This is a genomic window from Micromonospora sp. NPDC005324 (genome assembly GCF_040607155.1).
Lineage (GTDB): Bacteria > Actinomycetota > Actinomycetes > Mycobacteriales > Micromonosporaceae > Micromonospora > Micromonospora trifolii.
Genome location: NZ_JBEXGE010000047.1, coordinates 17,035 through 30,973, shown reverse-complemented (window position 1 = coordinate 30,973; position 13,939 = coordinate 17,035). Strand labels below are relative to the sequence as shown.

The 13,939-nt window shown below is 69.9% G+C and carries 11 protein-coding genes; 3 read left to right on the top strand and 8 right to left on the bottom strand.

Going from position 1 to position 13,939, the window contains the following annotated elements; genetic code table 11:
• Position 1: 1 nt before the first annotated feature.
• The 3 genes from ABZS40_RS32280 to ABZS40_RS32270 form a co-directional block, all read right to left on the bottom strand.
• Positions 2-958, bottom strand: coding sequence for an ABC transporter permease (locus ABZS40_RS32280; RefSeq protein WP_354947872.1), 957 nt, complete (start codon positions 956-958; stop codon positions 2-4).
• Positions 951-1,889, bottom strand: coding sequence for an ABC transporter permease (locus ABZS40_RS32275; protein ID WP_354947870.1), 939 nt, complete (start codon positions 1,887-1,889; stop codon positions 951-953). The genes ABZS40_RS32280 and ABZS40_RS32275 overlap by 8 nt, the downstream gene beginning before the upstream one ends.
• Positions 1,890-2,086: 197 nt before the next feature.
• Positions 2,087-3,688 carry an ABC transporter substrate-binding protein gene (locus ABZS40_RS32270; protein WP_354947868.1) on the bottom strand — a complete coding sequence of 534 codons (1,602 nt, stop codon included), beginning with the start codon at positions 3,686-3,688 and terminating at the stop codon, positions 2,087-2,089.
• Positions 3,689-4,172: 484 nt separating this feature from the next.
• Between ABZS40_RS32270 and ABZS40_RS32265 the strand changes: the two genes are divergently transcribed.
• Entirely contained in the window at positions 4,173-5,033 is an 861-nt protein-coding gene (locus ABZS40_RS32265; protein WP_354947866.1) for a bifunctional methylenetetrahydrofolate dehydrogenase/methenyltetrahydrofolate cyclohydrolase, read from the top strand.
• A 139-nt stretch (positions 5,034-5,172) separates the two neighbouring features.
• Positions 5,173-6,123, top strand: coding sequence for a malate dehydrogenase (locus tag ABZS40_RS32260; RefSeq protein WP_354947865.1), 951 nt, complete (start codon positions 5,173-5,175; stop codon positions 6,121-6,123).
• Positions 6,124-6,226: 103 nt separating this feature from the next.
• Here ABZS40_RS32260 and ABZS40_RS32255 read toward each other — a convergent pair whose 3' ends face one another.
• Positions 6,227-7,066 carry an MBL fold metallo-hydrolase gene (locus tag ABZS40_RS32255; RefSeq protein WP_354947863.1) on the bottom strand — a complete coding sequence of 280 codons (840 nt, stop codon included), beginning with the start codon at positions 7,064-7,066 and terminating at the stop codon, positions 6,227-6,229.
• A 137-nt stretch (positions 7,067-7,203) separates the two neighbouring features.
• Here ABZS40_RS32255 and ABZS40_RS32250 point away from each other — a divergent pair, with 137 nt between their 5' ends.
• Positions 7,204-8,421 (top strand): NADP-dependent isocitrate dehydrogenase, encoded by a 1,218-nt coding sequence (locus ABZS40_RS32250; RefSeq protein ID WP_354947861.1) that lies wholly within the window; start codon positions 7,204-7,206, stop codon positions 8,419-8,421.
• Between the two features lie 303 nt (positions 8,422-8,724).
• Here ABZS40_RS32250 and galT read toward each other — a convergent pair whose 3' ends face one another.
• The 4 genes from galT to ABZS40_RS32230 form a co-directional block, all read right to left on the bottom strand.
• A complete protein-coding gene (gene galT / locus ABZS40_RS32245; RefSeq protein WP_354947859.1) occupies positions 8,725-9,801 on the bottom strand; it encodes a galactose-1-phosphate uridylyltransferase in 1,077 nt (358 codons plus the stop codon).
• Positions 9,798-10,622, bottom strand: a complete 825-nt coding sequence (locus tag ABZS40_RS32240; protein ID WP_354947857.1) for a DeoR/GlpR family DNA-binding transcription regulator — start codon at positions 10,620-10,622, stop codon at positions 9,798-9,800. Before ABZS40_RS32240 ends, galT begins: the two co-directional genes overlap by 4 nt.
• A gap of 112 nt (positions 10,623-10,734) precedes the next feature.
• Complete coding sequence (gene cysC, locus ABZS40_RS32235; RefSeq protein ID WP_354947855.1) at positions 10,735-12,264, bottom strand: adenylyl-sulfate kinase; 1,530 nt, start codon at positions 12,262-12,264, stop codon at positions 10,735-10,737.
• Positions 12,265-12,352: 88 nt separating this feature from the next.
• The gene (locus ABZS40_RS32230; RefSeq protein ID WP_354947853.1) at positions 12,353-13,867 is read right to left on the bottom strand and encodes a glycosyltransferase family 2 protein; all 1,515 of its coding nucleotides are present in this window, start codon (positions 13,865-13,867) and stop codon (positions 12,353-12,355) included.
• Positions 13,868-13,939 lie beyond the last annotated feature (72 nt).

Here is a 13,939-nt window from a genome sequence, read left to right as displayed (position 1 = left end):
TTCACCGCAGCTTCGGGTCGAAGGCGTCACGGATCGCGTCGCCGAGCATGATGAACGCCAGCACGGTCAACGCGAGGAAGGCCGACGGGACGAGGAGCGGGGTGGCCGCCTCCCGCATGTGGATCCGGCCGGTGTCGATGTCCTGGCCCCACGAGATGGTCGGCGCCTTCAGACCGATGCCCAGGAAGGACAGCGTCGCCTCGGCCGCGATGAACGAGCCGAGCGCGATGGTCAGCACCACGATGGCCGGGGCCAGCGAGTTCGGCAGGATGTGCCGCCACATGATCCGGCTGTTGCCGGCACCGAGCATCCGGGCCGCCGCGACGTAGTCCTGTTCCTTGGCGGTGATCACCGAGGAACGAACCACCCGGGCGGCGGTGGTCCAGCCGAGGAGCGCCAGCACGAAGATGACCGCGCCGATCCGTGCCCACTGGCTGTCGCTGGACACCCGCTTGAGCAGCACGATCGCGGCCAGCAGCAGCGGGATGCCGAGCACCACGTCGATCACCCGAGAGAGCACGGCGTCGACCCAGCGGCCGAAGTAACCGGCCAGCATGCCGACCACCAGCGCGATGATTCCGGTGCCGAGCGTGGCGAGCGCGCCGACGAGCAGCGAGGCCCGGGTGCCGTAGACCGCCCGGGAGTACGTGTCGCAGCCCTGGAAGTCGTACCCGAAGATGGCCCCGCCGGACGGCCCGGCGTGCTGCCGGGACAGCACGCAGTCGTTCGGGTCGTTGGCGGTGAACACGCCGGGGAGCAGCGCCATCAGGGTGAAGATGGCGACCAGCGTCAGCGAGATCCAGAAGATCGGGTTACGGCGCAGGTCGCGCCAGGCGTCTCCGGCCAGGCTGCGGGGCTTCTGCGGGGCGCCGACCTGGTTGGGTGCGCCCGGCTCGCCCGAGGGGCCACGCCGTGCGGCCTGGTTCTCGCTGGCCGCCACAGTCTCAAAGTCACTCATAGCGGATCCTCGGGTCGAGTACGGCGTACAGGACGTCCACCACCAGGTTCGAGACCAGGTAGACCACGACGAGCACGCTGACGATGCCCACCACCAGGGGGCCGTCCTCGGTGCGGATGCCGCGGAAGAGGTTGAAGCCCACGCCCGGGATGTTGAAGACGCCCTCGGTGATGATCGCGCCGCTCATCAGGTTGCCCAGTTCCACACCGAGGAAGGTGACCACCGGGATCAGTGAGTTGCGCAGCACGTGGACGACGACGATGCGGCGCTTGACCAGCCCCTTGGACCGGGCGGTCCGGACATAGTCGGCGCGCAGGTTCTCGGCCACCGAGGCCCGGGTGAGCCGCAGTGCGGTGGCCAGAGACAGTGAGCCGAGCACGATGCCGGGCAGCAGGAGGGCGTAGAACGTCGGGTCGGAGCCGGCGGTGGGTGGGAAGAGTTGCCACTTGACGCCCAGGAAGTACTGCGCCAGCGGCGCCAGCACGATCGTCGGGATGCCCAGCACCAGCAGGGTCAGCACCAGCGTCGAGTTGTCGAAGATGCTGGCCCGGCGGATGCCGGCGAGCACCCCGGCGGTGACGCCGAAGATGATCGCCACAGCGAGCGCGATGAGCGCGAGCCGGACGGTGACCGGCCAGGCCGACTGGAGGATGTCACCGATGTTCCGGCCGGTGAGCGACTCGCCCAGATTGCCCCTGAGGAGGTTCTTCACGTAGTCGAAGTAGCGGTAGAAGAAACCACCGACGCCCGTCGCGTCCAGGTGGTATCTCTCGGTCAGGTAGGCCCGTTGGGCCGGCGTCACCGGCCGCTCACCGGCCAGCGCCTGGATCGGGTCGCCCTGCCCGGCGAATGTCAGCGCGTAGACGATCAGGGTGGTCCCGAAGAACGCCAGGACCATCTGCAGTAGGCGCCGCAGGATGTAGCGGAACATGCTTAGCAGTCTCTCCGGAAATGTGCGAAAGGGTCGCAGGACGGCATCTCTGGTCGTACCCGAAATATCCGAGACGTGCCGTCCGGCCCGGGGGAGCCGGCACCACCGACGCCGGGTCCGCTGCTGCGGCCCGGCCCCGGTGGCGCGGTCCGGGCCACCCGGGCTTCGTCGCCCGGGTGGCCCGCACCATGGTCAGCTCAGCTGGCTGCTTCGATCTTGACGAGGTTGACCCGCTGGAACAGGTCCATCTCCACGTTCTTGACCTTGGACGAGTGGCCGAACACGTTCTCGCCGAAGCGGAGCGGGATCACCGGCATGTCCTTGGCCAGGATGTCCTCCGCCTGCTGGTACTTGGCGATCGCCTCGTCCTGCGTCTTGGCGGCGGAACCCTCCTTGACCAGCTTGTCGAACTCCTTGTTGCTGTAGCCGTAGTAGTTCGACGAGCCGTTCGTGCTGTACAGCGGGCCGAGGTAGTCCTCCATGGACGGGTAGTCCATGACCCAGCCCAGGCGGAACATGCCGACCGGCTGCTTCTTCTCGACCTTGGTGAGCAGGTCGGCGAACTTCGGCTCGGCCGAGCCGACGGCGTCCACGCCCAGGTTGGCCTTGAGCTGGTTGGCCGTCGCGTCGACCCAGTCCTTGTGACCGCCGTCGCCGTTGTAGGAGATGACGATCTTCGACGGGCCGCCGGCGGCCTGGTAGAGCTTCTTGGCCTCGGTCGGGTTGAACTGACCGGCTGCGCCCGTGGTGTTGTCCCGGTAGCCCGGCAGCACCGGCGAGACAAACGAACGGGCCGACTGCTGCGAGCCCTTGAAGACCGACTTCGTGATCTCGTCCCGGTCGATGGCCATCGAGATCGCCTTACGCACGTCCGGGTTGCTGAAGTTCTTGTCGAACGTCGGGAAGGCCAGGAACTGGAACGACGACATCGGGCTGGTCTGGTAACGGTCGCCCAGGTCGGTCGGCGCGTTGCCAAGGCTCTCGGTCGGGATCGTCGGGAGCACGTCCAGGTTGTCGCCCAGCACGTCCGCGTAGGCCGCGGTGAGCTGCTGGTAGACCCGGAACTCGACGTCCTTCACCTTGGGCTTGTCGCCCGGGTAGGCGTCGTAGCGCTCGACGTCGATCTTGCTGTCGTGCTGCCAGGCACCCTTCATCTTGAACGGGCCCTGACCGATCGGCGTCTGCTCGTAGGAGTCCTTGAGCACGCCCGGAGCCGAGAACGCGGCGTCCGGCAGCGGGTAGAACGCGTTGTAGCCGAGCATCGTCTTGAAGTCGATGTACGGCGCGGAGAGCGTCACCTGGAAGGTCAGGTCGTCGACCTTCTTCAGGCCCGACATCTCCTTGGCCTTCGGCTTGTCACCCTGCAGGTCCTCGTAGCCGGCGATCTTCTCGAAGAAGTAGCTGCCACCCTGGCCGTTGGGCGCGTAAGCGCCGTAGTTCCAGGCGTTGATGTAGTCCTCGGACGTGACCTTCTCACCGTTGTGGAAGGTGTAACCATCCTTGAGCTTGATCGTCCAGACGGTGTTGTCGGACGAGGTGATCGACTGCGCGGCGACCTCGTACGGCGTGTTCTGGGCGTCGTAGTCGACGAGCGGGCTGAACAGGCCGGCGAGCACCTGGGACCCGGACGTCTCGGTGGTGTTGGTCGGAACCAGGTGCTGGGGCTCGGCGATCTGGATGCTGACCGCCGAACTGCCGTTGCCGCCGGATCCACCATCTCCGCCGCTGCCGCAGGCCGCGAGGCCCAGCGTCACCGCGAGCGGGAGGGCGGTCCAGGCGGCGAGTCTACGAACTCGCATTGAGCCTCCTCATCTCCTCACGCTGCGCAGTCAGGCCCGACGCTGGGTTACGCTGCGCAACAAGCGGTAACGGTAGGTCGGCGACGAGCCTTCGACAACGACGCGGTTGCAGGTGGGTAACGGTCCGGGGTTGCCTAACTTGTCGGGGGCGAGCGAATGTGCTAGCCGAAACCGGGTTTGTCGGCGATGGCCTGCGGAAATCGCGATGGTTCGCGAAGTGGTCGGCCCCGCCTGGGCCGCTTCGGTGCCGCCTGGGGCTGGCGTCCCTTCTCTGCGGTACGGGCCTGTCCTGTCTGGTTCGATCGTGATCGAATCCACAAATTGTGACCGAGAGTGACGAGCAACACCTCACGCACGGTCACTCCGTCGACGGTTGCCCCACAGTGGCCCGGCCCGCCCCGGTGGCCGCCCCACCGCAGAGGCGGCGGACGGCCCGAGCGAGGTCGTCTGATCCGCGGGGTGGTGGCCGTGAGACGATCTGGTCGTGACGGCGACGCTTCTGGACGGCAAGGCAACCGCAGCGGAGATCAAGGACGCGCTGCGCATCCGGGTGAAGGCACTCGCGGAACGCGGCATCATCCCGGGGCTCGGCACGGTCCTGGTCGGGGCGGACCCGGGCAGCCAGGCGTACGTCAACGGCAAGCACCGCGACTGCGCCGAGGTGGGCGTCGCCTCGATCCGCCGCGAACTGCCGGCCGACGCCACTCAGGAGCAGGTCGACGACGTGCTGGCCGAGCTGAACGCCGACCCGGCGTGCCACGGCTACATCGTTCAACTGCCGCTGCCGGCCCACCTCGACACCCAGCGGGTGCTCGAGTTGATCGACCCGAACAAGGACGCCGACGGCCTGCACCCGGTCAACCTGGGTCGCCTCGTGCTCGGCTACGACGGTCCGCTGCCCTGCACCCCGCGCGGCATCGTCGAGCTGCTCCGCCGGCACGACGTGGCGCTACGTGGGGCCACCGTCGCGGTGGTCGGTCGCGGCAACACCGTTGGCCGACCGCTCGGCCTGCTGCTCACGCGGCGCAGCGAGAACGCCACTGTCACCCTCTGCCACACAGGCACCCTCGACCTCGCCTCGCACACCCGGGCCGCCGACATCGTCATCGTCGCGGCCGGCGTACCGGGTCTGCTCACCGCCGACTTGATCAACCCAGGCGCGGTGGTGGTGGACGTCGGCATCACGCGCGTGATCGGCGCGGACGGCAAGGGCCGCTACACCGGCGACGTGGCCCCGGAGGTGGCCGAGACGGCCGGCGCGCTGGTCCCCATGCCCGGTGGCGTGGGCCCGATGACCCGGGCCATGCTGCTCACCAATGTCGTCGAGCGCGCCGAGCGCGGCTGACAGACACGTCGGCAGCGCCGAACCAGGACGGCGGTGACGTTCGCCCCATCCCGGCGATGGCCGCTGCCCCTGGCCTGATCGGTGCCAGGATGACTGATACGGTCCGGAAAACCGACTGGTATCAGGGAGTGGGACGACCATGGGTAAGAAGGTCACTGTCGTCGGGGCTGGCTTCTACGGCTCCACCACCGCACAGCGCCTGGCCGAGTACGACGTCTTCGACACCGTAGTGATCACCGACATCGTGGAGGGCAAGCCCGCGGGCCTCGCGCTCGACCTCAACCAGTCCCGGGCCATCGAGGGCTTCGAGACCAAGGTGGTCGGCGTGACCACCGGCTCCAACGGTGAGGGCTACGAGAGCATCGAGGGCTCCGACGTCGTCGTGATCACCGCTGGTCTGCCGCGCAAGCCCGGCATGAGCCGGATGGACCTGCTGGAGACCAACGCCAAGATCGTCCGCCAGGTCGCCGAGAATGTCGCCAAGTACGCCCCGAACGCCGTCGTCATCGTGGTCTCCAACCCGTTGGACGAGATGACCGCGCTTGCCCAGCTCGCCACCCAGTTCCCGAAGAACCGGGTGCTCGGCCAGGCCGGCATGCTCGACACCGCCCGGTTCAGCAACTTCGTCGCCGAGGCGCTGAACGTGCCGGTGGCTTCGGTACGCACGCTGACCCTGGGCTCGCACGGCGACACCATGGTCCCGGTGCCGTCGAAGAGCACCGTCAACGGCAAGCCGCTGCGCGAGGCCATGCCGGCCGAGCAGATCGAGGAGCTGGTCGTCAAGACCCGCAACGGTGGCGCCGAGGTGGTCGCGCTGCTCAAGACCGGTTCGGCCTACTACGCCCCGTCCGCCGCCGCCGCCCGGATGGCGAAGGCCGTGGCGGAGGACTCCGGCGAGGTCCTGCCGGTCTGCGCCTGGGTCGACGGCGAGTACGGCATCTCCGGTGTCTACCTGGGCGTCGAGGCCGAGATCGGCGCCGAGGGCGTCAAGCGGGTCGTCGAGACCGACCTGGACGCCGACGAGCGCGCCAGCCTCCTGGAGGCTGCCGAAGCCGTCCGCGCCAAGCAGGGCGACATCTCCAGCATGTAGTTCCCCGAAGAACCGCTTCAGCGAAGGGCGCGCCGGCAGAGCCGGCGCGCCCTTCCCCGTCCCCACCCCCAAGCCCCTGTTGATCATGAAGTTGTTGCCAGTCTCATCGGCGAGTCGAGGCAATAATTTCATGATCAACAAGAGTGGGGGTGGGGGTGAAGGGGGTGCCGAGGTGGGGGGTGGCCAGGACGGTGGGGGAGTGGGTGTGCAGGGCGGTTCGCCGGGAGGTGCGGGCTTGTTCCGGGTCTTCCTCGTGGGCGTACGCCAGGTCGGGGTCGACGAGTTGCACCATGTGCACCAGCAGGTCCCCGGTGAGCAGCATCCGTTCGTCGGCCGAGGTCAGGAGCACGGACTGGTGGCCGGGGGTGTGGCCGGGGGTGGGCAGCAGGCGTACCGCCGGGGTGAGGGCGGTCTCCCCGTCGACCACCCGGAGCTGGCCGGCGGCGCGCAAGGGCGCGATGAGGCCGGCCGGCAGTCCGGGGTTGAGCGTCTCCGCCGCGTCGAGTTCGGCGCGCTGCACCAGGTAGCTTGCGTTCGGGAAGTACGGCCGGCCCGGTGTGCCGGCGACCGCCCAGCCGATGTGGTCGCTGTGCAGGTGGGTCAGGACGACGGTGTCGACATCGGCCGGGTCGATGCCCGCGGCGGCCAACTCGGCGGGCAGTCGCCCCGGCACTGGCGCCCAGCTCGCGGCGGGTGCGTCGGCCGGGCCGATCCCGGCGTCGACCAGGGTGACCGGCCCGTCGCCGGCGCGGATCGCGAAGCTGCGGAACGGCAGCCACCACTGCCCGTCGGTGGTCACCGAATCGGGGTCGCGCCGGTCGGCCTCCGCCCAGTGCGCCGCTGTGGCCTGCGGAAACGCCTCCGCGCGGGGCTGGAAGAAGGCACCCTCACCGTCGGTGAGTGCGGTGACCGTGATAGACCCGAGGGTGCGGTTCAGTGGCATCGGACGATGATTCCAGGGCATTCCTGTTCCGCGCAGCCCGGTTTCGCCGGCCGGTCGAGGCCGGCTGGGGGCTGCCGGCCCAATTGCAGTACGCTCGTACTGCTTGAGCACGTGTCCCCCGAGAGGAGCGCCGGCCGATGGCGAAGATCAAGGTAAACAACCCGGTCGTAGAACTCGACGGCGACGAGATGACCCGGATCATCTGGAAGCAGATCCGGGAGCAGCTGATCCTGCCCTACCTCGACGTCGACCTGCACTACTACGACCTGTCGATCCAGCACCGCGACGAGACCGACGACCAGGTGACGATCGACGCCGCCAACGCCATCAAGGAGCACGGCGTCGGCGTCAAGTGCGCGACCATCACCCCGGACGAGGCCCGGGTCGAGGAGTTCGGCCTGAAGAAGATGTGGCGGTCGCCCAACGGCACCATCCGCAACATCCTCGGCGGCGTCGTCTTCCGTGAGCCGATCATCATGTCCAACGTGCCGCGGCTGGTCCCCGGCTGGACCAAGCCGATCATCATCGGCCGGCACGCCCACGGTGACCAGTACAAGGCCACCGACTTCGTCGTCCCCGGCCCGGGCACGGTGACCATCACCTACACCCCGGCCGACGGCGGCGCGCCGATGGAGATGGAGGTCGCCAACTTCCCCGGCGGCGGCATCGCCATGGGCATGTACAACTACGACGAGTCGATCCGGGACTTCGCCCGGGCGTCGTTCCGGTACGGACTGGACCGCAACTACCCGGTCTACCTGTCCACCAAGAACACCATCCTCAAGGCGTACGACGGCCGGTTCAAGGACATCTTCGCCGAGGTGTTCGAGACCGAGTTCAAGGCCGAGTTCGCCGCTGCCGGCATCACCTACGAGCACCGGCTCATCGACGACATGGTCGCCGCCGCGCTCAAGTGGGAGGGCGGCTACGTCTGGGCCTGCAAGAACTACGACGGTGACGTGCAGTCCGACACCGTCGCGCAGGGCTTCGGCTCGCTGGGTCTGATGACCTCCGTCCTGCTCTCCCCGGACGGCCGGACCGTCGAGGCCGAGGCCGCGCACGGCACTGTCACCCGGCACTACCGGCAGTACCAGAAGGGCGAGAAGACCTCGACCAACCCGATCGCGTCGATCTACGCCTGGACCCGGGGCCTGGCCCACCGGGGCAAGCTGGACGGCACCCCGGCGGTCACCGAGTTCGCCAACACCCTGGAGCAGGTCATCGTCGACACCGTCGAGGGCGGCCAGATGACCAAGGACCTCGCGCTGCTCATCTCGCGCGATGCCCCGTGGCTGTCCACCGACGAGTTCATGAACGCGCTCGACGAGAACCTGGCCCGCAAGATCGCTGCCTGATCCAGGCGTACCGCGTCATCGGAGCCCGCCGGCACCTCTGCCGGCGGGCTTCGGCGTGTCCGGCGCCGCCGCGCCGGTCGGCGTCACTGCGGCCGGCGCCATTCGTTGACCAGGATGGACGAGATGCCAGTCGCGTCCCGGAAGGTTGACCACGGTCGACCCGCGGCACCCGTGCGCCGATCAGCCAGCCTTCCCGGCTGTGCCGTGCACAGCCAGCCGTCCCTTCCCTGCGGGGGGCCCTGTCCGGGCCCCCCGCGCCCTGTTTCCTGAGAAGCTCATGCCGCGCCGCGCACTGCAGGTTTTTCAGACGGCACGCAGCAGGTCGGCGGCGCGTTCCGGGGCGATGTCGTTGATGAAGACGCCCATCCCGGACTCCGAGCCCGCAAGGTACTTCAACTTGTCAGAGGCCCGCCGGATGCTGAACAGCTGCAGGTGCAGGTGGCCCAGCTCGCGGTCCACCCGCACGGGCGCCTGGTGCCAGGCCGAGATGTATGGCATCGGCATGTCGAACAGGCCGTCGAAGCGGCGCAGCAGGTCCAGGTAGAGCGGCCCGAAGGCGTCCCGCTCGCTGTCGTTGAGCGCCGGGATGTCCGGCACCACTCGGTGCGGCGCGATGTGCACCTCGAACGGCCAGCGGGCGGCCGCCGGAACGAACGCCGTCCAGTGTTCGTTCTCGGTGACCACCCGGTCGCCGGTGGCGCGCTCGGCGGCCAGCACGTCCGCGTACAGGTTGCCCCCGCCGGTCCGCTCGGCGTGCCGGCGTGCCGCGGCCAGCAGCGCGCGGGTGCGCGGCGTTACGAAGGGGTACGCGTAGATCTGGCCGTGCGGGTGGTGCAGCGTGACGCCGATCTCGACGCCCCGGTTCTCGAAGCAGAAGATCTGCTCGACGCCGGGTAGCGCGCCGAGCACCTCGGTGCGGTCGGCGAGCGCGTCCAGCACGGTGCGGACCCGGCGCGGGGGCAGGCTGGCGAAGGAGGCGTTGTGATCCGACGTGAAGCAGACCACCTCGCAGCGGCCGAGGCCCGGCCGGACCGGTGTGAACGGGGTGATCGCACCGGGCTCCTCGGCCACCCGACCGCTCAGCGAGGGGAACCGGTTCTCGAAGACCACCACGTCGTAGTCGGGTGCGGGGATCTCGGTCAGCCGGTCGCCCACCGACGGGTCGAGGGGGCACTCGTTCGCCGGCGGGAGGAAGATGCGGGTCTGCCGGTGCACGGCGACCGCCACCCACTCGTCGGTCAACGGGTCGTAGCGCAGCTGCGACGCGGGGGGAGGCGGCGGCAGGTCCCGGCGGTCCGGCTGGTCGCGGACCGCGTCGTCGCGCTCGTCGAAGTAGATCAGCTCCCGGCCGTCGGCCAGGTCGATCGCGGTGCGCTTCACGGCGCCGTCCCCTCAGTTGTCGGCGTGCGCGTCACGCGGCCCGCCCCTGTCGCCTTCACCATGATCAGTTCGCCCACCTGTTCGCCGAGTACCCGTCGTGCGGGTGGAGGCAACCGGTCGTCGCTGACCAGTACGTGGGCCGCCGCCAGAGCGACGATCGAGGAGATGCCGACCGTGCCCCACTTGGTGTGGTCGGCGAGCACCACCAGGTGGTCCGCTGCCGCCACGAGCGCCCGATCGGTCTCCGCCTCCATCAGGTTCGGGGTGGTGAAGCCGGCCCGCTCGGTGATGCCGTGGACGCCCAGGAAGAGCAGATCCAGGTGCAGCGACCGGACGGCCCCGACCGCGAGCGGGCCGACCAGTGCGTCCGACGGTGTGCGTACGCCGCCGGTGAGCACCACCGTCTGGTCCGGGCGGCCGCCGGCGTGCATGATCTCGGCCACCGGCAGCGAGTTGGTCACCACCGTCAGCTCGGGCACGTCCACCAGTCGGCGGGCCAGTTCGGCAGTGGTGGTGCCGGCGGAGAGCGCGACAGCCGCTCCCGGCCGGACCAGCTGAGCCGCCCGGTCGGCGATGGCTGCCTTCTCCGGCAGTTGGCGGACCGACTTGGCGCGGAAGCCCGGCTCGTCGGTCGAGCTCGGCCCGGTCGTGGTCGCGCCGCCGTGCACCTTGGCCAGCAGGCCGCGCTCGTGCAGCGCATCGAGGTCACGCCGGATGGTCATGTCGGACACGCCGAACTCGCCTGCCAACTCGCTGACCCGGACGCCGCCGGTCGAGCGGACCCACTCCAGGATGGCCGCCTGGCGCTGCTGAGCGAGCATCCGCCGTGCCTCCCCGGACGTCCACGTACTCTCACGCGGTCAAACGTGTTCCAACAAAGATGAACACTAGCGCGTGCCGCTCAGCTGTGGAAGGAACGGGTACGGCGACGCCTCAGGCGGTGGTGATCTTCAGCTCCACCCAGCCGGTCTCGGTCAGGTGGTGCAGCACTGCCTGCACCGCGTCCGCCACGCTCAGGTCGGTGGTGTCGAGCACCAGATCGGCGTCGGTCGGCTCCTCGTACGGGTCGTCGATGCCGGTCATCCCGGTGAGCAGGCCGGCCCGCGCTCGCGCGTACAGGCCCTTGCGGTCCCGCCGCTCGCACACCTCCAGCGGGGTGGCCACGTGCACCAGCACGAAACCCGCCCCGGCGGCGAGGGCCATCTCCCGGGCGGTGGCCCGGGCCGCCGCGTACGGGGCGATCGGGCAGCAGATGCCCACCCCATGGTGTCGGGCGGTCTCGGCGGCCACCCAGCCGATCCGCCGGACGTTGAGATCCCGGTCGGCCTTGCTGAAGCCCAGCCCGGCGGAGAGTTCCCGGCGCACCACGTCCCCGTCGAGCAGGGTCACCGTACGGTCGCCGCTCTCCCGCAACGCGTCCGCCAGCCCTCGGGCGATCGTCGACTTACCGGAGCCGGAGAGGCCGGTCAGGAAGACCACCAGCCCGCGCTGCCGACGCGGCGGCCGGGCCCGGGCCAACTCCCGTGCCACGGCGGGCGGGGTGTGCCACTCCGGGAGCGGGAAGCCCCGGTCGAGCAGGTCGTCGATCTCCGGCTGGGTCAGCGCGAGCCGGCGGTTGCGCGGTGGGATGTCTTCCCGCCACCGCCACTGCCCGTCCCGGTTGTCGTAGGCGAGTTCGCGCGGCACCAGCACCCGCAGCCCGGCGCCGGAGAGCATCTCCCCGGTGGAGAGCAGATGGGTGACCCCGTACGCGGCCGAAACCCGGGCGCGCAGCAACGCGTCGCTGATCTCCTCGCGGCGGTGCGACAGCGGCACCGCGACCAGGGTGGCGGGCGGCATCCGGTCCCGTGCGGCGAAGATCGTACGGACCAGCGCCTCCGGCGGGAGCCCGTCGACGCCGCCCTCGCCGACCGGGATCATCACGAGCAGATGAGCGGCCAGGGTGCGGGCGGCGTGGGCGATCTGGGCGAGCTGTGGACGATGCAGGGGCCGATCGGCGATCACCCCGAGCACCCGGCCCGGAGGCAGCAGCGCGCGGACCTCCTCCGGGTTGCGCCGCAGGCGCTGGAACGGACCGTGCCCACCGTCGCCCAGCCGCCGAACCTGGCCGCCCACGCCCGCCACGCCCTCGCGCACCGGCCAGACGTCGGCCACGTCCAGGGCGGCCGCCGGGGCGCCCTCCCCGTCGGTCAGCACGAGCGCCCGGCGGGCCGGGTCACGCGGATCGAAGCTCTGCGCCAGCGCGGCCGGCACCTGGAGGACGACAGCGACCTGCCACGGTGTGCCGTCGGCCAGCCGGGCACGCCGGCTGACCGAGACCAGGTCGGCGCGGGTCATGAAGCCGGTCAGAGGGGCGTACGCGCCGGTCAGCAGCAGCTCCAGATCCGCGAGCTCACCGGGACGTGGCGTGTACGCCGGTGCGTCCCGTAGCACCTCGTCGGGCAGCACCCAGCCGTTGCTCATCCACACCCCCCACTCGCTGACCGGCACACAGTTTCGCAGCCGACCGCCCATCGGTCGAGGGCGCCACTCCAGGACCCCGGCGGGCAGATCAGCGCTTGATCCGACGGCCTACCGCCGACCGCACCCGGTTCCACACCTTCCGCTCGTCGCGGATCCGGGGTCGCGAGCCGTCGGCCCGGCAGATGAACACCAGCGGCAGTCGCGCGTCCTCGGTCCAGCCCACGTTGGTGATCCGGGCCTTGAGCAGCCAGCTGCCCCTGGTCCGGCCGCCGTTGAGGGCGGCGAAGTCGATCGTGGCGGTGGCCCGGTGCACCAGGTGGACGGTGTCCGCTCCGGTCGTACCGGTGATCCGGTCGGTCTCGAAGGTGTTCGGAAGAAAGATCTCGGCGCCGGTCTCCCGGTGGCGGGCCACCAGGTCCAGTCGGGCCTTGCGCACCTGCGCGGTGGCGTCGAGCACCTCGGGGGCGATCTCCTCCATCGGGAGCACCAGCACGTCGCGGCCGTCGTCGGCGCGGAAGCCGACCGGCTGGTCCGCGGCGCGCAGCTCGGCGGCGACGGTCACCGTGACGGCGTGGTCGGTACGCCGGAGTTCGTCGATCGTGCCGTGTGCGGCGATGCCCGCCTCCCAGCGGGCGAGCCTGCGCAGGTCCGCGACGCGGCCCTGCTCCGCCAGGTACGCCACGGCTCGGAGCAGGGGCGGCAGACCGCCCGCGACACCGGGGGCGAAGCGGTCCTGGATGACCTTCTGGATCTCCAGCGCGACCTGATCCAGCCATGCCTCGGGGGCGTTCAACAGCCGCTTGCCGCGCAGCCGGCTGAGCATCTCGTTGCGCAGCCAGCGCCGGTGCAGCCGATCCCGCAGCGGACCCGGCTCGGTGTTGGCGTCCACGACGTCCAGCGACTCCCGCACGCTGGCGTAGTAGCTCGACGGGTCCAGTTGGCCCGCGGTGACGTTGCGCGCGTCGCCCCGCTGGACGTGGTGGTAGCAGGTGTAGTCGGACAGCACCGAGGTGCGCCGGGACAGGAAGTAGGCCCGGACGACCAGCGAGTGGTCCTCCAGCCGACGCTTGCCGCCCTCCGGGAACCGCAGACCGTGCTCGTTGAGGAACGACCGCCGGAACAGCTTGTGGCAGGTCAGGCTGTCGATCAGGGGGGAGTTGCCCAGTGTGGCGTCGAAGCGGTTCTTGCGGAACAGCTCCCGCGGCACGGGGCGCCCGTACCCGGCCATCTTGCCCACCACGATGTCGGCGTCGTTCGCCTTCGCGCAGGCGTGGAGCCGCTCCAGCGCCTCGTCGGCGAACCAGTCGTCGTCGTCGGCGAAGAAGACGTACTCGCCGCGGGCGTGGTCGATGCCGAGGTTGCGCGGACGTGACGGCCAGCCGGAGTTCTCGATGTGCAACACCCTGATGTGCGGGTGCTCGGCGGCCAGCCGGTCCAGCCGCTCCGCTGTGTCGTCGGTCGAGCCGTCATCGACGAAGATCGCTTCGAATTCGTCGGCGGGCAGTGACTGGCGCAGCAGCGAGGCGGCGAGCTTCTCGATGTGCGGGCCGCAGTTGTACGCCGGCACGACGACGCTCACCTTGGGGACGCCCACCTCGGCCATCAGGATCCCTCCCGCGTCGTCGGTCGATCACCGGGCGGGTCGATGCCTGGTGAACGGGAGGTGAATGGTGTC

Bases quoted from the DNA above. Each gene is read 5' to 3' on its own strand.
- ABZS40_RS32280 (WP_354947872.1), bottom strand. From the start codon at position 958: ATGAGTGACTTTGAGACTGTGGCGGCCAGCGAGAACCAGGCCGCACGG.
- ABZS40_RS32275 (WP_354947870.1), bottom strand. From the start codon at position 1,889: ATGTTCCGCTACATCCTGCGGCGCCTACTGCAGATGGTCCTGGCGTTC.
- ABZS40_RS32270 (WP_354947868.1), bottom strand. From the start codon at position 3,688: ATGCGAGTTCGTAGACTCGCCGCCTGGACCGCCCTCCCGCTCGCGGTG.
- ABZS40_RS32260 (WP_354947865.1), top strand. From the start codon at position 5,173: ATGGGTAAGAAGGTCACTGTCGTCGGGGCTGGCTTCTACGGCTCCACC.
- ABZS40_RS32255 (WP_354947863.1), bottom strand. From the start codon at position 7,066: ATGCCACTGAACCGCACCCTCGGGTCTATCACGGTCACCGCACTCACC.
- ABZS40_RS32250 (WP_354947861.1), top strand. From the start codon at position 7,204: ATGGCGAAGATCAAGGTAAACAACCCGGTCGTAGAACTCGACGGCGAC.
- ABZS40_RS32240 (WP_354947857.1), bottom strand. From the start codon at position 10,622: ATGCTCGCTCAGCAGCGCCAGGCGGCCATCCTGGAGTGGGTCCGCTCG.
- cysC (WP_354947855.1), bottom strand. From the start codon at position 12,264: ATGAGCAACGGCTGGGTGCTGCCCGACGAGGTGCTACGGGACGCACCG.
- ABZS40_RS32230 (WP_354947853.1), bottom strand. From the start codon at position 13,867: ATGGCCGAGGTGGGCGTCCCCAAGGTGAGCGTCGTCGTGCCGGCGTAC.